Source organism: Streptomyces sp. NPDC018000 (assembly GCF_044328025.1).
GTDB lineage: Bacteria > Actinomycetota > Actinomycetes > Streptomycetales > Streptomycetaceae > Streptomyces.
Window position 1 is genome coordinate 225,807 of the sequence record NZ_JBIRGM010000004.1, and the last position, 23,192, is coordinate 248,998.

Annotated in this window: 20 protein-coding genes and 3 pseudogenes; 7 read left to right on the forward strand and 16 right to left on the reverse strand. The window is 69.5% G+C overall.

What is annotated here, in order from left to right:
• Positions 1 to 149: 149 nt before the first annotated feature.
• A complete protein-coding gene (glgX, locus tag ACH4EW_RS12725; RefSeq protein WP_398255235.1) occupies positions 150 to 2,315 on the forward strand; it encodes a glycogen debranching protein GlgX in 2,166 nt (721 codons plus the stop codon).
• Between the two features lie 181 nt (positions 2,316 to 2,496).
• The gene (treY, locus tag ACH4EW_RS12730; RefSeq protein ID WP_398255236.1) at positions 2,497 to 4,893 is read left to right on the forward strand and encodes a malto-oligosyltrehalose synthase; all 2,397 of its coding nucleotides are present in this window, start codon (positions 2,497 to 2,499) and stop codon (positions 4,891 to 4,893) included.
• On the opposite strand, the pseudogene ACH4EW_RS12735 reads toward treY, so the two are convergent.
• The 6 genes and pseudogenes from ACH4EW_RS12735 to ACH4EW_RS12760 form a co-directional block, all read right to left on the reverse strand.
• Positions 4,853 to 4,987, reverse strand: a pseudogene (locus ACH4EW_RS12735) (cytochrome); the annotation flags it as partial. The gene treY and the pseudogene ACH4EW_RS12735 sit on opposite strands and share 41 nt — an antisense overlap.
• Before the next feature lie 72 nt (positions 4,988 to 5,059).
• Positions 5,060 to 5,305, reverse strand: a complete 246-nt coding sequence (locus tag ACH4EW_RS12740; protein ID WP_398256017.1) for a metal-sensitive transcriptional regulator — start codon at positions 5,303 to 5,305, stop codon at positions 5,060 to 5,062.
• 226 nt (positions 5,306 to 5,531) lie between these two features.
• Entirely contained in the window at positions 5,532 to 6,116 is a 585-nt protein-coding gene (locus ACH4EW_RS12745) for a rhodanese-like domain-containing protein (protein ID WP_398255239.1), read from the reverse strand.
• 95 nt (positions 6,117 to 6,211) lie between these two features.
• Positions 6,212 to 7,597 (reverse strand): rhodanese-like domain-containing protein, encoded by a 1,386-nt coding sequence (locus tag ACH4EW_RS12750; protein ID WP_398255242.1) that lies wholly within the window; start codon positions 7,595 to 7,597, stop codon positions 6,212 to 6,214.
• Positions 7,598 to 8,082: 485 nt separating this feature from the next.
• Positions 8,083 to 8,649, reverse strand: a complete 567-nt coding sequence (locus ACH4EW_RS12755; protein ID WP_398255244.1) for an FHA domain-containing protein — start codon at positions 8,647 to 8,649, stop codon at positions 8,083 to 8,085.
• A 64-nt stretch (positions 8,650 to 8,713) separates the two neighbouring features.
• Complete coding sequence (locus ACH4EW_RS12760; RefSeq protein WP_398255247.1) at positions 8,714 to 9,844, reverse strand: alpha-L-fucosidase; 1,131 nt, start codon at positions 9,842 to 9,844, stop codon at positions 8,714 to 8,716.
• 284 nt (positions 9,845 to 10,128) lie between these two features.
• On the opposite strand from ACH4EW_RS12760, the gene treZ reads away from it, so the two are divergent.
• Positions 10,129 to 11,907 (forward strand): malto-oligosyltrehalose trehalohydrolase, encoded by a 1,779-nt coding sequence (gene treZ / locus ACH4EW_RS12765; RefSeq protein WP_398255250.1) that lies wholly within the window; start codon positions 10,129 to 10,131, stop codon positions 11,905 to 11,907.
• Positions 11,908 to 11,952: 45 nt separating this feature from the next.
• On the opposite strand, the gene ACH4EW_RS12770 is transcribed toward treZ, so the two are convergent.
• A complete protein-coding gene (locus tag ACH4EW_RS12770) occupies positions 11,953 to 13,080 on the reverse strand; it encodes a M24 family metallopeptidase (RefSeq protein WP_398255252.1) in 1,128 nt (375 codons plus the stop codon).
• Between the two features lie 245 nt (positions 13,081 to 13,325).
• Here ACH4EW_RS12770 and ACH4EW_RS12775 point away from each other — a divergent pair, with 245 nt between their 5' ends.
• On the forward strand, positions 13,326 to 14,954 hold the full coding sequence (locus ACH4EW_RS12775; protein ID WP_398256020.1) for an IS200/IS605 family accessory protein TnpB-related protein: 1,629 nt from the start codon (positions 13,326 to 13,328) through the stop codon (positions 14,952 to 14,954).
• Here the strand turns inward: ACH4EW_RS12775 and ACH4EW_RS12780 are convergent.
• The 7 genes and pseudogenes from ACH4EW_RS12780 to ACH4EW_RS12810 all read right to left on the reverse strand — a co-directional run bounded on the left by ACH4EW_RS12780 (position 14,934) and on the right by ACH4EW_RS12810 (position 20,509).
• Complete coding sequence (locus tag ACH4EW_RS12780; protein WP_398255255.1) at positions 14,934 to 15,077, reverse strand: hypothetical protein; 144 nt, start codon at positions 15,075 to 15,077, stop codon at positions 14,934 to 14,936. The two genes, ACH4EW_RS12775 and ACH4EW_RS12780, sit on opposite strands and share 21 nt — an antisense overlap.
• Positions 15,078 to 15,265: 188 nt before the next feature.
• Entirely contained in the window at positions 15,266 to 16,198 is a 933-nt protein-coding gene (locus tag ACH4EW_RS12785; RefSeq protein WP_398255257.1) for a LysR family transcriptional regulator, read from the reverse strand.
• Positions 16,199 to 16,309: 111 nt separating this feature from the next.
• Positions 16,310 to 17,503, reverse strand: a complete 1,194-nt coding sequence (locus tag ACH4EW_RS12790; protein ID WP_398255260.1) for a glycine C-acetyltransferase — start codon at positions 17,501 to 17,503, stop codon at positions 16,310 to 16,312.
• 37 nt (positions 17,504 to 17,540) lie between these two features.
• On the reverse strand, positions 17,541 to 18,569 hold the full coding sequence (gene tdh / locus ACH4EW_RS12795) for an L-threonine 3-dehydrogenase (RefSeq protein ID WP_398255263.1): 1,029 nt from the start codon (positions 18,567 to 18,569) through the stop codon (positions 17,541 to 17,543).
• Positions 18,570 to 19,018: 449 nt separating this feature from the next.
• Positions 19,019 to 19,345, reverse strand: a pseudogene (locus tag ACH4EW_RS12800) (transposase); the annotation flags it as partial.
• A gap of 8 nt (positions 19,346 to 19,353) precedes the next feature.
• Complete coding sequence (locus ACH4EW_RS12805; protein WP_398255266.1) at positions 19,354 to 20,082, reverse strand: hypothetical protein; 729 nt, start codon at positions 20,080 to 20,082, stop codon at positions 19,354 to 19,356.
• Positions 20,072 to 20,509: a hypothetical protein gene (locus ACH4EW_RS12810; RefSeq protein WP_398255269.1), complete on the reverse strand. Its 438-nt coding sequence runs from the start codon at positions 20,507 to 20,509 to the stop codon at positions 20,072 to 20,074. The genes ACH4EW_RS12805 and ACH4EW_RS12810 overlap by 11 nt, the downstream gene beginning before the upstream one ends.
• On the opposite strand from ACH4EW_RS12810, the gene ACH4EW_RS12815 reads away from it, so the two are divergent.
• On the forward strand, positions 20,502 to 20,747 hold the full coding sequence (locus ACH4EW_RS12815; RefSeq protein WP_398255271.1) for a hypothetical protein: 246 nt from the start codon (positions 20,502 to 20,504) through the stop codon (positions 20,745 to 20,747). The two genes, ACH4EW_RS12810 and ACH4EW_RS12815, sit on opposite strands and share 8 nt — an antisense overlap.
• Positions 20,748 to 20,962: 215 nt before the next feature.
• A complete protein-coding gene (locus ACH4EW_RS12820) occupies positions 20,963 to 21,259 on the forward strand; it encodes a DUF3825 domain-containing protein (protein ID WP_398256022.1) in 297 nt (98 codons plus the stop codon).
• Here ACH4EW_RS12820 and ACH4EW_RS12825 read toward each other — a convergent pair.
• A pseudogene (locus tag ACH4EW_RS12825) lies at positions 21,192 to 21,570 on the reverse strand (transposase family protein); the annotation flags it as partial. The gene ACH4EW_RS12820 and the pseudogene ACH4EW_RS12825 sit on opposite strands and share 68 nt — an antisense overlap.
• A 93-nt stretch (positions 21,571 to 21,663) precedes the next feature.
• Here ACH4EW_RS12825 and ACH4EW_RS12830 point away from each other — a divergent pair.
• A complete protein-coding gene (locus ACH4EW_RS12830) occupies positions 21,664 to 22,218 on the forward strand; it encodes a hypothetical protein (RefSeq protein WP_398255273.1) in 555 nt (184 codons plus the stop codon).
• A 73-nt stretch (positions 22,219 to 22,291) separates the two neighbouring features.
• Here the strand turns inward: ACH4EW_RS12830 and ACH4EW_RS12835 are convergent, their stop codons facing one another.
• Entirely contained in the window at positions 22,292 to 23,008 is a 717-nt protein-coding gene (locus ACH4EW_RS12835) for a hypothetical protein (protein WP_398255276.1), read from the reverse strand.
• Positions 23,009 to 23,192 lie beyond the last annotated feature (184 nt).

The window sequence follows — 23,192 nt, forward strand, 5'->3', positions numbered from 1 at the left end:
GCACCGAAGCGTCCTGACAGCGGAGCCATTCGGGTGTTTCGGCAACGCGGCAAGGTGCCGTACCGGATGCCGCCGGCCGGACGGGACTTTCGAAACACGCCCGGCCCACAAGCCCCAGGCACCCGGATCAGGAGTGGAAGAGTCAACCTATGCAGGTCTGGCCGGGACAGGCGTATCCCCTCGGTGCCACGTACGACGGCGCCGGGACCAACTTCGCGGTCTTCTCCGAGGCCGCCAACCGAATCGAGTTGTGCCTGCTGCACGACGACGGTTCCGAGACGGCGGTGGAGCTCAGGGAGACCGATGCCTTTGTCCGCCATGCCTATCTGCCCGGGGTGATGCCCGGTCAGCGGTACGGATTTAGGGTCCACGGACCGTACGAACCGGAGCGCGGCGTCCGCTGCAATTCGGCCAAACTGCTGCTCGACCCGTACGCCAGGGCCATCGCCGGGCAGATCCGGTGGGGCGAGGCGGTGTACGGCTATCCGTTCGGCCGGCCCGACGCACGCAACGATCTCGACTCGGCGCCGCACACCATGACCTCGGTCGTGGTCAACCCGTACTTCGACTGGGGCGACGACCGGCGGCCCCGTACGGACTACCACCGCACGGTGATCTACGAGGCCCATGTGAAGGGTCTGACGATGCTTCATCCGGCGCTGCCGAAGGAGCTGCGCGGCACCTACGCGGGGCTGGCCCATCCGGAGGTGATCGCCCATCTGACGGAACTGGGCGCCACAGCGATCGAATTGATGCCGGTTCACCAGTTCGTCCAGGACCACCGGCTGGTGGACGTGGGGCTGGCCAATTACTGGGGTTACAACACCATCGGCTTCTTCGCCCCGCACAACGCGTACGCCTCCTGGGGGGACCGTGGTGAACAGGTGCTGGAGTTCAAGCAGGCTGTTCGGGCGCTGCATCAGGCCGGCATCGAGGTAATCCTCGACGTGGTCTACAACCACACCGCGGAGGGCAACCACCTGGGCCCGACGCTCTCCTTCCGGGGCCTGGACAATGCCTCGTACTACCGGCTCGCGGACGACCAGCAGTACTACATGGACACCACGGGGACCGGGAACTCCCTTCTGATGCGGTCGCCGCACGTATTACAGCTGATCATGGATTCCTTGCGGTACTGGGTCTCGGAGATGCATGTGGACGGCTTCCGCTTCGATCTGGCGGCCACCCTGGCCCGGCAGTTCCACGAGGTGGACCGGCTGTCGTCGTTCTTCGATCTGGTGCAGCAGGACCCGGTGGTCAGCCAGGTGAAGCTGATCGCCGAACCGTGGGACGTGGGTGAGGGCGGCTACCAGGTGGGGAACTTCCCGCCGTTGTGGACCGAGTGGAACGGCAAGTACCGGGACACCGTGCGGGACCTGTGGCGGGGCGAGCCGCGGACCCTCGCCGAGTTCGCGGGGCGGCTGACGGGGTCGTCGGACCTGTACCAGGACGACGGCCGACGGCCGCTCGCCTCGATCAACTTCACCACCTGCCACGACGGTTTCACGCTGCACGACCTGGTCTCGTACAACGACAAGCACAACGAGGCGAACGGCGAAAGCAACCGGGACGGCGAGAGCCACAACCGGTCCTGGAACTGCGGCACCGAGGGCGAGACGGACCAGCCGGAGGTCCTGGAGCTGCGCGAACGACAGATGCGGAATTTCATCGCCACGCTGATGCTGTCGCAGGGCGTGCCGATGCTGAGCCACGGCGACGAGTTCGCGCGCACGCAGCAGGGCAACAACAACGCGTACTGCCAGGACAACGAGTTGTCATGGGTGCACTGGCCCGACCCGGCCGAGGCCGCGACGGACGAGGCGGACGAGGCCGATCCGGCGGAAGGAGACGGTCTCGGGAGCAGTCTGCTGGAGTTCACCCGGGCCATGGTCTGGCTCCGCCGCGACCATCCGGTCTTCCGGCGCCGCCGGTTCTTCCACGGCCGTCCCGTCCAGGGCACGCACGACGAGCTGTCCGACATCGCGTGGTTCACACCGGAGGGCGGCGAGATGAAGCAACGGGACTGGCAGGCCGCGCATGCCAAGGCACTGACGGTCTTTCTCAACGGTCATGCGATCTCGGAGCCGGGGCCGCGCGGCGAACGGATCTCTGACGACTCGTTCCTGCTGATGTTCAACGCGAGCGCCGACACGCTGGAATTTACCGTTCCGGTGAATCACGGCCGGCAGTGGATGGTGGTGGTCGACACGGCGCGCCCCGCCGGGGTTCTTCCCCGCTCGGGGCCGAAGGTATCGGCTGGCGAACGGTTGACGCTGGTCGGGCGGAGCATGGCGGTGCTGCAGCGGCCCGCCTGACGACCTGGGGGGGGCGGCGTCGCGGGGCTGGGCACGCGCCCTGAGTGAGCCGGGAATCAGTCCGGTTCGCCTTCGGGGGTCGCGACGTCCCGCCCTGGCCGTTGGATCGACGACACCGCCGGTCGAGCCCTTTGCGGCCTCCGGTGACACAGGAGCCCGCGGGCCGGGTACGTAACGGCGCATGACGCCCACCGCCACCTACCGGCTCCAGCTCCAGCCGGACTTCCCGTTCGCGGCCGCCGGACACGCCGTGCCGTATCTCGCCGCGCTCGGCGTCTCCCATCTGCATCTGTCCCCGGTCCTGGAAGCCGTGCCCGGCTCCAGACACGGGTACGACGTCGTCGATCACAGCCGGGTACGCGCCGAGCTGGGCGGCGAGGAGGGGCTGCGGGAGCTGGCCCGCACGGCGCGTAAGCACGGTCTCGGGCTGGTCGTGGACATCGTGCCCAACCACATGGCCGCCGCCCCCCGCCACAACCACGCACTGCGGGAGGTGCTGCGCGAGGGCTGCGAGTCCCCTTACGCCCGCTGGTTCGACATCGACTGGGCGGCGGGCGGCGGCAAGGTGCTGCTGCCGGTGCTGGCCGGACGGATCGGCGACGAGATCGACAAGATCCGGGTCGACGGGGAGGTGCTGCGCTACGGCGAGCAGGAGTTCCCGCTCCGGACCGGTACCGCCCGCCTGCCGCTGCCCGAGCTGCTGAATGCCCAGCACTACCGGCTCGGCTGGTGGCGGCTGGCCCGTACCGAGCTGAACTACCGGCGGTTCTTCACCATCTCCGACCTCATCGGGGTGCGGGTGGAGGACCCCGAAGTCTTCGCCTCGACCCACGGCAAGATCCTCGACCTGGTCCGGGACGGCGTCATCGACGGGCTGCGCGTCGACCACCCCGACGGACTCGCCGATCCCGAGGCCTATCTGGAGCGGCTCTCGACGGCAACCGACGGGCGGTGGACAGTGGTGGAGAAGATTCTCAACCGCACCGAGCCGCTGCCCGCGGGCTGGGCCGTCGCGGGGACGACCGGGTACGACGCGCTGCACCGGATCGACGGCCTCTTCGTCGATCCGATGGGCGCCGCTGAGCTGCTCGGCCGCTACCGGGAGTACACGGGGCCCGCCTGGGACCGCGGCGGCGACTGGACGTCGACCGTCCGAGGGGCCGCGTACGGGGTGGTGACGCATGAACTGGCCGCCGAGACCGGGCAGCTGACCCGGCTCGCCGTACGCATCTGCGCCGAGGACCCCGCACTGCGCGACCACGCACCGTGGACGCTGCACACCGCCGTGCGCGAACTTCTCGTACGCGTACCCGTCTACCGCCCGTATGCGACACCCGGCGGACCCCGCACAAAGACGGCGGAGGCGACGCTCACGGATGCGGCCGTACGGGATGCGAAGGCGGTGTTCTCTGTTCCGGAGGAGGCGTCGGCCGTCGAGGTCGTGCGGGAGCTGGCCCTGGGGCGGCTGGGCGAAGGGCCCGACCGGGCGGCGTTCTGCGCCCGGTTCGCCCAGACCGCGTCGGCGTTGCGCGCCAAGTCGGTCGAGGACAGGGCGTTCTACCGGTACGTACCGCTGATCTCGGCCAACGAGGTGGGCGGCGATCCCGGGCAGCCGGCGGTGACTCCGGAGGATTTCCATGCGTTCTGTGCCCGGCTGGCGCGCGACTGGCCGGCCACCGGCACGGCGCTGACGACGCACGACACCAAGCGGAGCGCCGATGTGCGGGCCCGGGTCGCGGTGCTGACCGAGTGTCCGGAGCAGTGGTCCTGGCTGCTGGTGGAGCTGGGACGGGTGACTCCCGCGACCGCTCCCGACGCGCAGCTCGCCTGGCAGGCCTGGCAGACGGCCTTCGGCTGCGTGAAGCTGCCGGTCCGGGAGGTGGCGGGCCGGCTGGAGCCCGCACTGCTGAAAGCAGTCCGCGAGTCGGGGCTCTTCACCGGCTGGACCGAGCCCGATCCGGCGTACGAGCGGGCGGTGACGGACTTCGTCGCGGCGGGACCGGCCGCCGACAACGGTCCGGTGCGCGAGGCGTTGGAGCGGCTCGCGGGCACGCTCGACCCGTACGTACGGGCCAATGTGCTCGGAGCGGCGCTGGTGCACCTGACGATGCCGGGTGTGCCGGATCTGTATCAGGGCACGGAGCGGGAGTACGTGGCACTGGTCGATCCCGACAACCGGCGACCCTTCCGCCACCCGTCCGGGAACGGGGCCTTCAGCGAAAAGGCGGAGCTCACCGGGGCGGCGTTGCGGCTGCGGCGCGAACGGCCGGAGGTGTTCGGCGAGTCGGGTACGTACGTCCCGCTGAGCGCCCATGGCCCGGCGGCCGCGCACTGTCTGGCCTTCTGCCGCTCGGGCGAGGTGGTCACCGCGGTGACCAGGCTGTCGGTCCGGCTGGCGGAGTCGGGTGGCTGGCGCGGGACGGAGCTGACGCTGCCGGACGAGGGGCCGTGGACCGATCTGCTGGCACCCGGCCGGAAGTTCACCGGGGCCACGATCGCGCTCGTCGAGCTTTTCGCGGAACGTCCGGTGGCGCTGCTCAGCCGGGTCGGACGAGAAGGGCCCGCGGACCGCGCGTGAGCACCCCGGTGCCGGCCGGGCGGAATCCATCCGCCCGGCGGAGCCGGGGCATCGCGTCGAGCAGGGCGCGCAGGCCTTGCTGGGCCTCCGGCCGGCGAGCCCGGTCTCGCCCTCCTGCATGTGGCGACCGGCGCGCCGACGGGAATCGGCGCGCCGGTCGGTGAGGTCAGGCGAGCGCGAGGAACAGCTTCTCGAGTTCCTCTTCGGTCATGGGCGGGGCGTCGGCTTCGCTGTGAGCGAGGCACTGGCGCATCCCGCTGGCCACGATCTTGAAGCCGGCCCTGTCCAGGGCCCTGGAGACGGCGGCGAGCTGGGTGACGACGTCCTTGCAGTCCCGCCCGGCCTCGATCATGGCGATGACGCCGGCGAGCTGGCCCTGTGCCCGGCGCAGCCGGTTCAGGACCGCACTCATGGCTTCTTCCTCTACCTTCACCGGGCTCCTCCTTGTTCCGTGCGTCACACGATACCCCACAGGGTATCTCGGCCAGGGGTGAGTTGCCGTCTCGTGGTCGCCTACCGGCAGGGCCGGCGGAGCGGGCCGCGGAGTGTGTCCTGGGGGACGCGCCCGGCGAGGCGGCCGCCCGTGAGGCCGCCGAGGCCGGTCCCGACGAACGGCGTTGCCGCGCCGGCGACCCTGATCACGGCTTGTCCCGCAGGGCTTTGACGACGGTGCGGATGTCGGTGCGCGGGCCACGGTTGTAGGGCGTCTTGGACAGCAACACACCCATGGCGCAGCTGTTGCTGACGGCCGCGTAGACCAGGCCCGCGCCGACGGCGGTGCCGATCAGGTGGACGCCGGGTACGAGCAAGCCGGCGAGCCCAGTGGTCAGCACGATGGATCCGGCGACGAGGCGGACCTGGCGTTCCATGTCCCAGCGTTCGGAGCCGCGATCGACGGGGGCGCCCGCCGACTCCCAGGCGATCATGCCGCCGTCCAGGACGCGCAGGTTCGGCAGCCCCGCCTCGGCGAAAGAGGCTTGCGCCTGTGAGGCGCGGCTGCCGGAGCGGCAGACGAGGACGACATTTTCGTCGAGGTGGCTGAGGAGTTCCGTACGGTGCTCGCGCAGGACGGCCATGGGCACGTTGCAGGCGCCGGGTATGTGGACGGTGCGGAACTCGCCGGGAGTACGGACATCCAGAAGGCGGGGCCCGCGGCCTTCCTGGATCAGCCGCTGGAGGGCGGCGGAGTCGATTACGGCGGTGCGGGAGGCGTTGCTGGTCATGGGGGCTCCATAGGTGATCGGCAGTCCGCCGGGGCTCGTTGGGGAACGGACTGTTCCTCACGGGCATGCCGGTGGTATCGGGGTAATGCCTGGGATCAGGCGGTGGTCGGTTCGGTCAGCAGCGCCCAGGCGGCGTAGCCGCCGAGGATGTCGGAGACGTCGGAGAAGCCGTGATGGCGCAGCAGGCTTGCGGCGATGGAGGAGCGGTGACCGCCCGCGCAGTGCAGGACCAGCGGACGGTCGCGCGGGATCTCCTCCAGGCGGCGGGGCAGCTCGCCGAGGGAGATGTGCAGCGAGCCGTCGATGAATCCCGCCGCGCGCTCCGAGCAGTTGCGTACGTCGACCACGAGCGGAGGCTCTCCGCTCTCCAGGGCGGTACGGAGCTGGGCGGCGGTCAGCCGGCTGGCGGGGCCGGCCTCGTCCGCCAGGGCCGCGAGGGCGTCGTCGGGGTTGCGCAGGTAGCCGGCCACCCGGTCGAAGCCGATCCGGGCGAGACGGGTGACGATCTCCTCCTCGCGGTTCTCAGGTGCGATGACCAGCAGTTCGCCATGGGGCGTGAGCACGGTCCCGGCCTGCTCGGCGAACCGGCCGTCGGCCGGCACGTTGATCGACCCGCGCAGGTGCCCGGCACCGAATTCCTGGGGGCCGCGGGCATCGACCACAACGGCTCCGGCCCCACGCAGCGCCGAGAACTCCTCGACGGTCAGCGGCCGGGGTACCGCGGCCGGGTTGTACAGCTCACGATCCTTGCGGTTCAGTTCCGCGTCGTAGGAGAAGTAGCCCGGCGCCGCGGACTGGCCCGCGGTGACAAGGGCCACGAAGTCCTTCTGGCTCATGGGCGCGCAGGCGTAGTTGGTGGCGCGCTGCTCGCCGATGGTGGACTGCTTCTCGGTGGAGAGATCCTTGCCGCAGGCAGAGCCCGCGCCGTGGGCGGGGAAGACCCGGACCTCGTCCGGCAGGCCCATCAACTTGTTCTGGACGCTGTCATGGAGCATCGCGCCGAGCTCCTCGGCGGTCACGCCCACCGAGGCGAGCAGGTCGGGCCGGCCCACGTCGCCGATGAACAGCGCGTCACCGGTCAGCACCCCGTACGGGACGGTGTCGGCGGCGTGCTCGTGGACCAGGACGCTGATCGACTCCGGGGTGTGCCCGGGGGTCTCCATGATCTCAAGGGTGACGTCACCGAGGCTGATGCGCTCACCCTCGGTGAGCTTGCGGATGGGGTACTCGGTCTCGGCGTGGTGGCCGTAGCCGATCCAGGCGCCGGTGCGGGCCGCCATCTCCAGGTGTCCGGAGATGAAGTCGGCGTGGAAGTGGGTGTTGATGACGCCTACGACGGTGAAGCCGCGTGTCTCGGCATCGGCCATGTACTCCGAGATGTCGCGGCGCGGGTCGACGACCACGGCCTGCCCGCCGGCCTCGTCGGCAATCATGTACGACGCCTGGGAGAGGCAGTCGAGGTAGTACTGAGCGAAGAACACAGGAATCCTCCGTAACGATGGACTTATACCCTGGGGGGTATAAGAATGGTCAAAAGAAAACCGGCGGAACGTCCGCCCGGGCGACGCACCCTTCCCTCACGCGCCGCCGGTCGCCCACTCCGGTGACGAGCGGGCGAGCCTCGCGACCCAGCCACTGAGGTCCAGATCCACTTCACGCACCGCAACGACCTCGCTCAACATACCCCCCTGGGTATTACCTGGTGACCACGGTAGGCATGCGTCACCGTGGATGTCAAATACCCTTGGGGGTATGCGGCACCCCGGAAGGTGAGGCGACTCGCAAACGGCAGGCGCCGAGGCGAGAAGGGGCGACCACCCGGCACCCCCGGAGCAATGCGGCACCTGACAGCCAGAGGTGGGCGCCACACGTCCGGGCGGTATGCCGGCAGCACGGCGCTGTGCTGAAGGGCGGCCACTCCGCGTCCGTACGCTGTATACGTCGCCGCCGCCGGCCTTCGGCCGGCTCAGGCAGGGGGCCCGAGGACGGGCGCGGAGAGCCGGAAGCTCATCCGCCCGAAGCTCACCTGGTCCCCGTCGCGGACCGGGACCGTACCGGTGACCCGCTGTCCGTTGACACACGTGCCGTTGGTCGAGCCGAGGTCGCGCAGCAGCCAGCGGCCGCCCTGCACGGCGAGTTCCGCGTGGAGCCGGGAGACGGTCTCGTGGTTGAGCCGCAGCCCGTTGCCCGGATCGCGGCCGATCAGCAGGGGGTACGGGCTGGGAGTGGGGAGCAAGAGCTTCGGGAGGCGTTCGGTCTGCCAGACCCGGCGCACGCGGCCGGGAAAGCCGGACACTGCGCTCACGACCCGGAGTATCCGCCGTGACCAGCGTCCTTCGCTCTCCAAGTCGGCGGTGAGCGCCTCCAGTTCCTCCGGGCGCCGGGCAGTGAGGACCAGTTCCATGCGCCGCATGAAGGTGTCGTGGGACAGCTTGCCCTGTGCCGCGCCGTCTCTGAGTACGCCGAGAACACGGTCGCGCTGGGCGTCGGAGAGCCGCGCGGGATACGTGTGGAACTCAAAGGGGGACGTCACGGAGCCAATTGTCGGGCCGACCGCCCCGGAGTGTCCAGGACAGCCCCGCAGGCCGGCCACCGCATCAGCCAGGAATGCATCCGTCCGGTGCGAGTTCAGGAGTGAGTTCAGCCAGCCAGTCCAGGCGGAGCTGCTGCTCGGCGGGGATCGTCGCATCCTCTCCGCGCGGCCCCACGTTGAGCAGCAGATTGCCGCCTGCGGACGCCGTCTCGCGTACCAGCGAGTCCAGCGCGTCCCTGCCCAGGAACGCCTCGGGCGGGGAGTTGCGGTTGTAGCCGAAGCTGTGGTCGATGCCACGGGTGATCTCGTACGGGTCGGGGCCGGTGTAGCGGGCGAATTCGGGGGTTCGGAAGTCGTAGTACGGGGGTTTGCGCGGGACGAAGCCCTCGCCCCGGGCGATGGTGCGGCGCTCCCAGCGGTCGTACAGGGCCTTGGCGCCCGGGAGTTGCAGTGCGCGCCACATCGGCGTGTACGGGTACAACCGGTCGTTGACGACTCCGTGCGGGACGGCGAAGCGGTAGTACTCCAGGAGCCGCTGGACGTCAGTGCGGGATCCGGGCCAGGCAATGTCGTTCCAGAGGACGTCGGGGCGGTAGCGGCGGATCAGTTCGCGCATCTGGGCGCCCGCATACACGGGGTAGCTGCCGCGCGGGACGGCCGAGACGGTGTCCGCGCCGGTGCCGATGGGACGGTCGTCGAAGGTCCAGTCGAGACCGCCGGAGTAGTAGACGCCGAAGCAGAGCCCCTCGGCCCTTACGGCCTCGGCGAATTCACCGACCACGTCGCGCGTGGTGTGCCAGCGGGTGCGGTGCGGGTTTCCGACCTCGGAGGGCCAGAGACAGAATCCGTCGTGGTGCTTGGTGACGAGGACGGCGTAGCGGGCGCCCGCAGCGCGGAAGCTGCGGGCCCAGGCGGTGGGGTCCCAGGTGTCCAGGGCGTCGTTGAAGTCGCCCCCGAAGGCGGTGTACGGGCGGGTGCCGTAGGTCGCGCGGTGGTGGGCGGAGACGGGGCTGTCCGGGAAGCGGAGCGCATTTTCGTACCACTCGGCGTAGGACGTCCAGCCGAGCGGTGAGCGGCGGCCCGCCAGGGGCAGCTCGTCCGCGGGTACGTACGGCGGGGCCCAGCCCGGTACGGAGGCGGGAGTCCAGTGCACAAAGATCCCCAGTCGTGCCCGGGACCACCATGAAGCAACCATGACGCGAAGTATTGATCAGACAGGGGGCCGTTCGTAAGAGAACCGGAAGGCGTCGGCGCCGAGGCCGGACAGGGCACATTCATCTCGGCCTCCACAGCCGTACGAGCCTCCACAGCCGTATGAGGGAGTGCGTATCGAGGAGTGCGTATTGAGCAGAACCTGGCGGGGCAGTGATCAGAACCAGACCTTAATCGCCAGTAACGGGCTCGATCCAGTGTCGCGAGTCAGTCGTCGCGGCTGATGCCGACCATGGAGCACGGGGACGAGGAGACGAGGAGCGTTGCATGCTGTTCGAGGTATGGGCACCGGATGCGGACTCGGCCGAACTGCGGCTGGCGGGTGCGCCGCGGGCGCTGGAGCGTGATCCCGAGCGGGCCGGCTGGTGGACGGTTGAGGCTGAGGCGTCGGACGGGGACCGCTACGGCTTTGTGCTGAACGGGGGCGAGGGCGGCGGGGCCGACGGGCCGGTGCTGCCCGATCCGCGCTCGCGCCGACAGCCGGACGGGCCGGACGGCGAGAGCGCCGTCGTCGACCACTCGGCGTACACCTGGCGCAACGACTGGGCGGGCCGGGGGCTCCCGGGCGCCGTCCTGTACGAGCTGCACATCGGTACGTACACCGACGAGGGCACCTTCGACGCCGCGGCGGCCCGGCTCGGCCACCTCGCCGAACTGGGCATCACCCATGTGTCGCTGATGCCGGTCTGTCCCTTCCCCGGTACCCACGGATGGGGGTACGAGGGGGTGTCGCTCTGGGCCGTGCACGAGCCGTACGGCGGCCCGGAGGGGCTCAAGCGTTTCGTCGACACGGCGCATGGTCTCGGGATCGCGGTCGTCCTGGACGTGGTCCACAACCACCTCGGCCCGTCAGGCAATCACCTTCCGGCCTTCGGCCCGTACTTCACCGAGACCCACCGCACGCCGTGGGGCGCGGCGGTCAACCTCGACGCCCCGGGATCGGACGAGGTGCGGGCGTATCTGCTGGGCAGCGCGCTCGCCTGGCTGCGCGACTACCGGCTCGACGGGCTGCGACTGGACGCGGTCCATGCCCTGGCCGACACACGGGCACTGACCTTCCTGGAGGAGCTGTCCGCGGCGACCGACGCGCTCGCCACCGAACTCGGCCGTCCGCTCTCGCTGATCGCCGAGTCCGACCTCTGCGACCCGCGGACGACGACACCGCGCGAATCGGGCGGTATCGGCCTGCACGCCCAGTGGAACGACGACTTCCACCACGCCCTGCACACTGCGCTGACCGGTGAGTCCCAGGGCTACTACGCGGACTTCGCCGCTGCCCCGCTGGCCGCCGTCGCCAAGACCGTGACGAGCGTGTTCTTCCACAACGGTACGTACTCCAGCTTCCGCGGCCGCACCCACGGCCGCCCCGTCGACATCACCCGCACCCCGGCACACCGCTTCGTCGGATACGCCCAGACCCATGACCAGATCGGGAACCGGGCACTGGGCGACCGGCTCTCCGCCACGCTCTCCCCCGGGCTGCTGGCCTGCGCCGCGACCCTCGTACTGACCGGGCCCTTCACCCCGATGCTGTTCATGGGCGAGGAGTGGGGCGCCCGCACCCCCTGGCAGTTCTTCACCGACCACACCGATCCCGCGCTCGCCGAGGCGGTCCGGAGCGGCAGACGGCGGGAGTTCGCGGCGCACGGCTGGGCGGCGGACGACATTCCGGACCCGCAGGACCCGGCCACCCGTAACCGTTCCTGCCTGGACTGGAGCGAACCGGCTCAGGAGCCGCACGCCCGTCTGCACGCCTGGCACCGCGAGCTGATCGCACTGCGCCGCGCCCTGCCCGACCTCTCCGACCCGGATCTGGCATCGGTGCGGACCGCACACGACGAGCAGGCACGCTGGCTGGCGTACCGGAGGGGAGATCTGCGGATCGCGGTCAACCTCGACGAGAAGCCGGCCGCGATCCCGCTGGGCGGCCGGCTTCTGGGAGCCGGAGGCAGGGTGGTGGCCGCGTGGGAGCCGGTGGAGGCCCCGGGCGACGACGGGCTGCTGCATCTGCCGCCGGAGTCGTGCGTGGTGCTGGCCGACGACTGATCTCCGCGAACGCGCGGTGCCGTATCCACGCGGTGCCGTATCCGGCTACTCGACGATCGCCAGTTCGCGCGCGGTGCCGTTGAGGCGTCGGCCGCCGTCCTCGGTCACGGTGACGATGTCCTCGATCCGGACACCGAACCGGCCCGGCAGATAGATGCCCGGCTCCACGGAGAAGCACATCCCGGGCACCAGCGGCTGTTCCTCGCCCTCGATCATGTACGGCGGCTCGTGGGTGGTGACGCCGATCCCGTGGCCGGTCCGGTGGATGAAGCGCTCGCCGTAGCCGAACTCGGTGATGACGGCGCGGGCCGCCCGGTCGATCTCCTGGCAGGCGACGCCGGGCCGGACCGCGTTGCAGCCCGCCTCCTGGGCCTCCCGCACGATGTCGTGGACCCGCTGCTCCTCGGCGGTGGGTTCGCCGACATGGACCGTACGGGAGGTGTCGGAGCCGTAGCCGTGCTTGAGGCCGCCGAAGTCGAGCACGACCATGTCGCCGCGCTCGATGGTGCGGTCGCCCGCCTCATGGTGCGGATTGGCGCCGTTCGGGCCGGAGCCGACGACGGTGAAGTCGACCTGGGAGTGCCCGAACTGCTTGAGCAGACCGGCCAGATCGGCGGCGATGTCGGTCTCCTTTCGGCCGGCGAAGCGCACCTTGAGGATCTCGCCGTACGTGGCGTCGGCGGCGGCCCCCGCGGCGGCGATCCGCTCCAGCTCGGCGGCGTCCTTCACCGCGCGCAGCATCGGCAGGGCTTCGGTGAGGGAGACGTACGAGGTGTCCGGGAGCGTCCGCTGCAGCCCGAGCAGGTGCATCGCCCAGGCGTTGTCGCTGATCCCGAACCGGCCCCGGCCGTCGAGCAGCGGGGCGGTGACGGCGTAGGGGTCCTTGCCGTCGGTCCAGTCGCGGAGGGTGAGGGCGGGTGCGCCGACGGCCTTCTCGGCGTCCGGGGCCTCCAGGGTGGGGACGACGAGAACCGGGTCCTGGCCGGCCGTGAGGACGAGGACGGTGAGGCGTTCGGTGTTCACGGGCTGGTAGCCGGTGAGGTATACGAGATCGGGTCCGGGGGCGACCAGCACTCCCGCGAGCCCGGCCTCGGCGGCGCTCTCGGCGGCACGCACCATGCGGGCCCGGTAGTCGTCGGCGGTGAACGGTACGGGCTGGTTCGGGCTGGACATGCGGACCTCCTGGCGACGCGACACGGCACACAGCATCCTGCCCGTGCGTGCCGGTCCACGCGAGTGGGGGTTGCGAGCTGCTGCCGGTTTGCTGCACTGAAGCGAGTTGTGGTGAGCGGGAGTGAGTCCTGGTGGCGGGTTCGCGGGGTGGGAACGGGGGTTCTGAAGCCGAATGGGTGACCTTGGCAGCTGTTGCTCGTTGGGCTGGGTGGCAGGTGTCCAGCCTGGTGGGAGGGGGTGATGTGGTGGGTGGTTTGCGGGAGTTGGCCGCGTCCTTCGTGGTGCCCGGGCCTCGCGGGGTGGCGGTCCGGGACCGTCTGAAGCACCTCACGCCCCAGGACGAGACCGTGCTCCGCGCGGTCGGTGAGCATCAGGGCCGTCTGGCCTCGCGTGACCTCAAAGCCCGCTGCGCGGATGGTCTGCAGCACAGCGCGGACACCTGGGCATCGCGCAAACGGGCCCTGACCGCGCTGTCGTCGTCACGGATCGCGGGCGCGATCACCAAGGCCACACACGACCAGTGGGCACTGGCCCGCCGCTGCCAGGCCACACACATCCAGACACTGGAAGCCGGGATCAGGACGCTGCGCCACCGCCTGTCCCTACCGATCGGTACGCCGGGGACGAAGCGGGCCGCGGGCGGCTACCGCTCCCGGAGTGGGTGGTTCCACAAGTCCCGGCGCCTGGCCGCGCTGGAGGCGCGGCATGCGGCCGTTGTCGCCGACCGGCAGGCCGGGCGGGTGCGTGTGGTGCGGGGCGGCAGACGTCTCCTCAATACCCGCCACCACCTCACCCGGGCCCGGCTGACCGAGGGCCGGTGGCGGGAGCGGTGGGAGGCGGAGCGCTGGTTCATCGCGGCGGACGGTGAGTCGGGGAAGCGGTTCGGGAACGAGACGATCCGCGTCACCCCGGACGGTGAGGTGTCCATCAAGCTGCCCGCCCCGCTCGCCCACCTGGCCAACACCCCGCACGGCCGCTACACCCTCACCGCCCGTATCGGCTTCGCGCACCGGGGCGTGGAGTGGGCGGACCGCATCGCCGCGAACCGGGCCGTCGCCTACCGCATCCACCTCGACACCGACCGCCACCGCTGGTACCTCACCGCCTCCTGGCAACGCCCCACCGTGCAGACCATCCCGTTGGAGACCGCCCGCGCTCGGGGCATGGTCGGCGTCGACACCAACGCCGACCACTTCGCCGCCTACCACCTCGACCCACACGGCAACCCCATCGGCAACCCCCACCACTTCCCCTATGACCTCTCCGGCACCACCACCCACCGCGACGCACAGATCCGCCACGCCCTGACCCAGCTGCTGCACTGGGCCAAGCAGACCGGTGCCGCCGCGATCGCCATCGAAGACCTCGACTTCACCACCGACAAGACCCGCGAGAAACACGGCCGCAGGAAACAATTCAGGCAGCTGATCTCGGGTATTCCGACTGGCAGACTCAAGGCGCGGCTGGTCTCCATGGCTGCCGAACAGGGCCTGAGTATTGTCGCGGTCGACCCCGCCTACACCAGCATGTGGGGTGCCCAGCACTGGCAGAAACCACTGGCCACCCCCAAGCGAAAGATGTCCCGTCACGATGCCGCCGGCATCGCGATCGGACGCCGCGCCCTCGGACACCCGGTCAGGCGTCGGACGGCACCGCCCCCACACGACCGGAGTGATCGTGCGGGGCATCGGACCGCCCAGGCCCCACCAGGCACCCGGGGACGTGAGGGGACCCGCCCACCCGCAACGGATCACGCCCCTGGAGGCGTGCCGCCGAACGGGACGCGAAAGCGGGAACCCAGCGCATCCAACACCGTTCGGGATGCGCCCAGAACGCAGCAGTGGGTCCAGGACTCACTCCTGCGCACTGGTTAGGAACGGTCCGGTCGATCCGTACGGTCCCTCGCCGCTGTGTTTGCTGATGTTGGTGAGGGCCTCGGCGATGACGAAGTAGGCGGCGGCCTCGATCGCGGCCGGCAGCCGTCGCCCGTCCTCCACACCGTCGAGTTCCGGTGAGTAGGGACCGGGTCCAGCTCGCCGACAGATCCGCGAGTACGCAATGCCACCGCAGCGCCGGCTGCCGGTTCGTCCTCAAGCGCCGCACGTGAGCCCGTACGGCCGTTGAGGACAGCACCCACCGCGGACGCGCCTCACGACAGGCGGACGCCCCTGCACCCGGGCGCGCGTCAGGGCGAGGCCGACAGCGGCAGCGCCGCCTCCCGTACCGCCGCCGTGGCCAGCGCATCGAGCACCGGCGCGATCAGCGGATGCCCTTCCGCCCCGTGCCGCACCGCGGCGAAGACCCGGCGGGTCGGGGCGCTGCCCTCCACCGGCCGCACCACCACCCCCGCCAGCTCCATCCCCCGCAGCGCCGACCGCGGCACCAGCGCCACTCCGGCACCCGCGCCGGCCAGCGCGACGACCGCGCGGAAGTCGTCCGAGGAATGCTCCAGCCTCGGCTGGAACCCGGCGAACTCGCAGGCCAGGACCACCACGTCATGGCAGGGGTTGCCGGGGTACGGACCGATCCACGAGTCCTTCTCCAGGTCGGCGATCGCCACCTGTTCCCGGTCGGCCAGCCGATGGTCCACCGGCAGCACCGCGTCGAACGGCTCCGAGTACAGCGGTACCCGGGTCAGCCGCCGGTCGTTCTCGTCCGGCGCGCCGCGGTATTCGACGGCGACCGCGACATCGACCTGCCGGTCGAGCACCATCGGCACGCTCGCATCGCCCTCGGCGTCCTGGACGCGGACCCGGATGCCGGGCGCGGTGAGCGTCAGTTCGGCGATCGCGGGGGCAAGAACCAGGCCGATGCCGGTGGCGAACGCCGCGACCGTGACCGTACCGGCATCCCCGGCGCTGTATGCGGCGAGCTCCGCCTCGGCCCGTTCCAGCTGGGCCAGCACCGCGTTGGTGTGGGTCAGCAGGATCTCGCCGGGTGGAGTGAGCCGGGCGCCGCGTGCGTTGCGTTCGACCAGCCGGTGTCCGGTCTCCTGCTCCAGCGCGGCGAGCTGCTGGGAGACCGCGGAGGGCGTGAGATACAGCGCGGCGGCTGCGGCGGTCACCGTGCGGTGGTCCGCCACCGCACGGAGAATGCGCAGCCGCCGTGCATCGATCATGTGGCCCATTGTCCCAGGTCACGGCGGGAACCCGGTCGCGCGGGTGAGGCTCTTGGACGGGGCCCGTACAGCGCCCCGTCCTTACGACCTCACCCACGACTGCCAGCGGCGCTACTCCCCCAGCGCGGCCCGTGCCTCGACGAACGCGTCGACGGCCCGGTGCACATCCGCCGTGGAGTGCGCGGCGGAGAGCTGGACGCGGATACGGGCCGCGCCCTGCGGGACGACCGGGTACGAGAACCCGATCACGTACACACCGCGCTCCAGAAGCAGCTCCGCCATCCTGCCTGCCTTCGCCGCGTCCCCGATCATGACGGGGGCGATGGCGTGGTCGCCGGGCAGGATGTCGAAGCCTTCCTCGGTCATCCGGGTACGGAAGAGCGCGGTGTTGGCATTGAGCTGCTCGCGCAGGTCGCCTGCGGCCTCCAGGAGGTCGAGGACCTTGAGCGAGGCCGCCGCGATGACCGGGGCGAGCGAGTTGGAGAAGAGGTACGGGCGGGAGCGCTGGCGCAGCAGCGCGACGATCTCGGCGCGGGCCGCGACATAGCCGCCGGAGGCACCTCCGAGGGCCTTGCCGAGGGTGCCGGTGATGATGTCGACGCGGTCCATCACGTCGTGCAGCTCGGGCGTACCGCGACCGCCGGGGCCGACGAAGCCGACGGCGTGCGAGTCGTCGACCATGACCATGGCGTCGTAGCGCTCGGCCAGGTCGCAGATCTCGCGCAGCGGGGCGACGTATCCGTCCATGGAGAAGACGCCGTCGGTGACGATGAGCCGGCGCCGGGCCCCGGACGCCTCCTTCAGCTGGGTCTCCAGGTCGGCCATGTCGCGGTTGGCGTAGCGGAAGCGCTTGGCCTTGGACAGGCGGATGCCGTCGATGATGGAGGCGTGGTTGAGGGCGTCGGAGATGACCGCGTCCTCCGGGCCGAGAACGGTCTCGAAGACACCTCCGTTGGCGTCGAAGCAGGAGGAGTAGAGGATCGTGTCCTCCTGGCCGAGGAACGTGGAGAGCCGCTGCTCCAGCTCCTTGTGGACCTCCTGGGTGCCGCAGATGAAGCGGACCGAGGCCATGCCGTAGCCCCAGCGGTCCAGCGCCTCGCGGGCGGCGACGATCACCTCGGGGTGGTCGGCGAGGCCCAGGTAGTTGTTGGCGCAGAAGTTGAGCACCTCACCGGGGCGGCCACCTGCGGTGACGGCAACGGTCGCGGACTGCGGGGTGCCGATCACACGCTCGGGCTTGTGGAGTCCGGCGGCCTGGATCTCTTCGAGGGTGGTGCGCATGTCGTCGCGTACGGATTCGAACATGAGGTGTCTCCCAGCTGAGTACGGAGGCGGTCGGAGGTCAGGCGGTCCAGTCGAGGATGACCTTGCCGCCGCGGCCGCTCGCCGCGTCGTCGAAGGCCGCTTCGAAGTCGCGGTAGCCGTACCGGCCGGTGATCACGGGGGCGAGGTCGAGGCCGCCCTCCAGCAGTACCGACATGGCGTACCAGGTCTCGTACATCTCGCGTCCGTAGATGCCCTTGATGGTGATCATCGAGGTGACGATGCGGGACCAGTCGACGGGGAACTCCTCGGACGGCAGTCCGAGCATGGCGATCCGGCCGCCGTGCGTCATGTTCTCGATCATGTGGCGCATCGCCTCGGGCCGCCCGGACATCTCCAGGCCGACGTCGAAGCCCTCGCGCAGTCCGAGGCGCTTCTGCCCGTCGAAGACGGTCTCCTCGCTGACGTTGAGAGCGAGGCTGACGCCGACCTTCCTGGCCAGTTGCAGCCGGGGCTCGCTGACGTCGGTGATGACGACGTGACGGGCGCCCGCGTGCCGGGCGACGGCGGCGGCCATGATGCCGATCGGACCGGCGCCGGTGATCAGTACGTCCTCGCCGACCAGCGGGAACGACAGCGCGGTGTGGACAGCGTTGCCGAACGGGTCGAAGATCGCGGCGATGTCGAGGTCGACGGGGACCCGGTGCACCCAGACGTTGGACGCGGGCAGGGCGACGTACTCGGCGAACGCCCCGTCCCGGCCGACGCCGAGCCCGAGCGTGGAGCGGCACAGGTGGCGGCGTCCGGCCAGGCAGTTGCGGCACTTCCCGCAGACCAGGTGTCCCTCGCCGCTCACCAGGTCGCCGACGCTGATGTCGACGACATCGGCACCGGTCTCCGCGACCTCGCCGACGAACTCGTGCCCGAGGACGAGCGGGGTGCGTACAGCCTGCCGGGCCCAGCCGTCGTAGTTCCGGATGTGCAGATCGGTGCCGCAGATGCCGGTGCGGAGCACCTTGATCAGTACGTCCGAGGGGCCGATCTCCGGCTCGGGCACGTCCATCAGCCAGAGTCCCGGCTCGGCCTTCTGCTTCACGAGTGCCTTCACGGCGGTGGCTCCCTGCGCTGTACGGCGTTGAGTGCCCCGGGCCGGGGGCAGCCTTGAGGACAAGCCTGCGGCCCGGGGAAAAATGAGAGGGACGGCATGGCAGCGCGCGTCGACCGGCTGCCGCGCACCATCCTGCGCCGTCACGGAGAAATCTGCCGCACCCCGCGCCACAGGTCCATCGAGGTTTTCTTAAGCGCGCCCGCAGCTGCGCTTCATGCCGCCGCGCGCTCAGTCCTGCCGGATGGCCGTGACGCAGCGCGCGAGCAGCTCTCGCAGGGTGTCGCGTTCCTGGGGGTGAACTCGTCGGCGAGGCACGGCACGCGCACGGCTCGCGGCACTGACCCGCGGCCTCCTCGCCTGAGCGACACGGCCGGCTCTTCCAGGACGGGGTCCTGGCGGCCGGCGCAGCGCGACTTCCGCATCGTCATATATCGGCTAGCAGTGCTTGGTCAGGTCGGTATTGGGGTGGGTATGTCGCGGTGGCAGGTGGGGGTAGGCACCGGTCCAGACCGCGAGCAGGGTCTGTACTTCGCCGCCGGCGGGCGTCCGGCCCCGGAGTACGGCTCGGTCACCGGCGCCGCGTCGCCGGGCTGGGCCGAGAGCGTAGTGGAGATCCCCACCACGTAGTTCAGGCCGCGAGCCTGCACCCCGTGCCGGAACGCGGCGGCGTCGCCGTATCCGGCGTCCGCGATGGCCAGCGGCACCTCGATGCCCCACGAGCGTGTCTCATCGAGCATGTCCAGAGCCGGCTGCCACTTCTCCACGTGCCCGACCCGATTGAAGATCAAGCCAGCATCCACCGCATCACATGGACCAACCCCCATCCGCCCGCTGCCAGGATCACACCGGTCGCAAGCGACGCTCCCCACGCGTGTCGCGGCTTGAGCTCAGGCGGCTCTCCAGTATCGGGAGCCGCAAAGCGTTCGAGCCACAGGCAGGTGAAGAATCCGAACCCAGTGGTCAGACAGACGGTGAACCATACGCCACGGTTCTTCACCCGCATGTACCTGCGCGGCAGCGCGTAAGCCGCAGTCAACACAGCCACGCCCACGCCGACCACAGCCAAGCGCAGGACGGCGGACCGAAGAAAGAGCGGATAGGTCGCGGGCAGAAGAACGGCCAGGCCGCCTGGTTCATACTGCGGCTGCCGGTCCCGGAAAGGGAGATCCTTGACGCGCATGCCCGCCTTGGCGGCGATCGCTTCCTCCACAGCGGCCACGTCATTGCTGCCGTGGAGCACACCCGGTACGTGCATGTGCAGTTCGCGGTAGATCAGCGGAGCCGTCTCCCAGAGCAGGTTCACCCCACGATCGTCGTACCCGATCTCAACCGCCGGTGGCCTGTCCGACCGGAGAGCACTCACGAGGTCTTCCTGCGTACTCGGAATCGGGAACGCCTGGCACACATACGCCGCATACGACACGATCAAGAGCAGCAGAGAGACAAGCCGTGCCGTCGTAGCCAGCAATTTCGCGGACCTGAGCGGCTGGGCGATGCCGGAATCATCGGACACGAACTGTCACCGTACCGTAGAACTCCTGCGCAATACTGGCGAAAGCATGACCGGAAGGGATGTCATTCACCCCGGGGATATGCGTCAGCGAGCCCATTCCCGCCTTATTGTAAGAGGCGAAAGCAACCGTGAAGGAGCGAGATTCCTTCGATTGCGCGATCACCTGGTATTCCATGTTGTAGCTACCGAGGAAAGCGGTAGGCGTTTCATTTCCAGCCCCACCATCCGTGAGCATACCCAGAATATCCTTCCCGAAATTCGACTTCGCGTCCACATGGTCTCTGTTACCTCCGAGTTCATCCACTGGGGCATCGAAGCCAGCCGCGATGACTTTCAGGGCCAGGCCTTTCAATACCTCCTGGTGAGGCCCGTCCAGCATGAGTTGCTGAGTCAATGGACTTCCATCGTCGAAGGGGAGGTTGTTCACATCGCCTTTCCCGTCAGCCCACAAGAGCAGGCTCCGCAAGTACGCCAAGGGCTGCCAGACAGGCGGCGACCGCACCGGGAAGTTCCTCGCCCCCGCCACCGCCACCGCCATGCGCCTCCGCAATACCTTGCTCTCGCGCTCCCTTTTCCTGAACGGCATGCTCAAACTGGGCGAGAAAGTCAGCAGCACCGTGGCCCTGCCGGACTATCCGGCCGACCCCAGCCGCGTCAGCTGGTGACCAGCGAGAACCAGCCCATGGTGTCACCAGCCGACCTTGCTCGTCTGAAGCAGCACTTCGACGGCCCGACGCTACTCTCCGCAGCACGAACGAACCGTCCGTCGGGTCTGTCTGGCAATGCGCTCTACGAGTACGCGCACATGGGGTATGTGCGATCGGGCGCAAGTCTTCGGGGCGGCACGGGCGATCCCGACCTCTTCGACCGCTTGGCGGACATGGCAGAACCCGAGAACTGGGACGGCCGGGAAGCGAAGGCACCGGACGGCAACCGCATCCTGCGCAACTACGTCCGGTGGACCTTTGAGCGTGCACACCAGCAGGGCAAGATCTCAACGAGCAGCGATGGCGCCCATTCCGCCTTCAATACGGGACTCGCAACTGCTCGGCAGGAGACGATCTACGGACTCGTCCGACGCAACAACCGGCCAGACAGCCAGCCGTGGGCCGGTAGTTCTTCGACCACTCGGCGATGGTGTGGTCGCGGGTGGGGACCAGGGTGCCGTCGACGATGAGACCGCTGTCCTTGGCGAACCGCTTGCGGGGCCGGAGCGCGAGTAGGGGTCCGAGGTGGTTGATGACTCGGCAGGCTGTGGACTTCGGACGCCGAACAACGGGGCTGGCTGGCGCAGCGTCAAGTTGGTACGGCAGTAGGCCGTGACCAGCAGCACCCGGTCCTCCAGCGGCAGACTCCACGGCCGGTCCCGATGAACCACGTCTGCTCCGTTGCGCCGCAGCGTGGTCAGCAGCTTGCCGAAGCAGCGCGGACTCAGCCCGGTAACGGGGCTATTCAGGACGGCTCCGATGCCGTGATCACACCCACCACATCGTGATCATCACTCAGGTCGGCCCAATGCCGAGACGATCTCTGCAGCTACGCTTCTCGGGGCAGTCGATAGTGAGCAAGACGGGGGAAACCGTGAACCGACCACTGCTGTTCCTCGATGTGGACGGGCCGCTCAACCCTTATGCGGCCAAGCCGGAGAAGCGTCCCGACGGGTACACCACACTCAGAGTGCCCTTGGACGGCGGGGCCCATAAGGAGGACACGGGTCTCTCGTCCCGGCGACGCCCCCCGCGGGTCTGGCTCAACCCAGAGCACGGGCGATTCCTGCCCCAGCTCGGTTTCGAGCTGTGCTGGGCCACCACATGGATGGACGAAGCCAACCGGTGGATCGCACCGGTGCTCGGCCTTCCGGAACTACCCTTCGTCGACTTCGGCGACGCCTTGCTCCAAGAGCGCCCTGATGGAGTTCACTGGAAGACCGGTCCGCTGGTGGACTACGCCAACGGCCGTCCTTTCGCCTGGGTGGACGACGAACAGAGCGAGTTGGATCAGACGTACGTAACCGCCCACCATCGCGGGTCCGGGCTGCTGCACCACGTCAATCCCCGGATCGGCCTACGGGAGAACGACTTCCTCGCGCTCGCCGACTTCGCCCAGTCCCTGGACACTCCACGAACCACCGGCTGAACACATCGCCGGCTCTTCAGGTGGCTACCTACTTGGAGCCGCGATCACTGCGGGACAGCCCTTAGCTAGTCCGTCACGAGTGGTAGAGCACCCGTACGACCATCGTGTCGCCGGGCAGGCCGTCCAGATAGGCGTTGAACATCTGCTTGTAGTCGAGGCCGCCGGCCTCCACCCACCGCCCGTCGAGGGTGAGCAGGGCGGGGGTGGGCAGCACGGCGGCCACATGGCGGGTCACGTAGGTCTCCAGGTCCGCGTCGAAGTGGCGGACGGGGTCGAAGGTGAACCGCTCCTCCAGAGCGGGGTCGGCCTCGATCGCCCTGATCAGAGGCTGTTCACGGAAGGCGGCCACGGCCGCCTCCCTGGCGTGTTCGGGCTCCAGGAACCTGGCCCGCTCTTCGAAGTGGCGGAAGCGCAGCGCGGGCGGGTAGCGGTCGGCCAAGGCTTGGTACGCCGTCCAGGTGTCGGCCGCCCGGCGGGCCTCGGCGGCGCGGGGGGTGTCGAGGTCGAGGATGCCGCGCGGCCCGCCGTGGCAGCGGGAGGGCGGCAGGTCCTCGGGGGAATTGGTCCAGTCGTCGTACCGCACGAGCCGGGGGTCGTCCTCGTGGCCTGGCAGCACGTCGAAGAGACAGTTCGCCCCTGAGACGAACCAGTAGTCCCACTCTCCCACCCAGTCAGGGTGGGGGCGGTCTTCACGGTAGTACCGGAAGGGGGCCATCGCCTGCTCGATCGCCTGCTTCAGCCCGTCGGGGCCGACGGGCGGCAGACAGACAGTGATGCGCTGTTTAGCCATGGTGTCCCCTCGCATGGTGCGGTCCGTGCTCGGTGCGCGGTCGTGTGGTGTGGTGCGCGGCCTACCTTGGCAGGCCGCGCCGTTCAGGGGGCCAAGTTTTCCGGTGCAGACGTAGCTGTCGTGTTGGGCCACGGCGGGGTACGACACCAAAGAGGCAGCCTCGACGAGACGTTCCGTATACCGA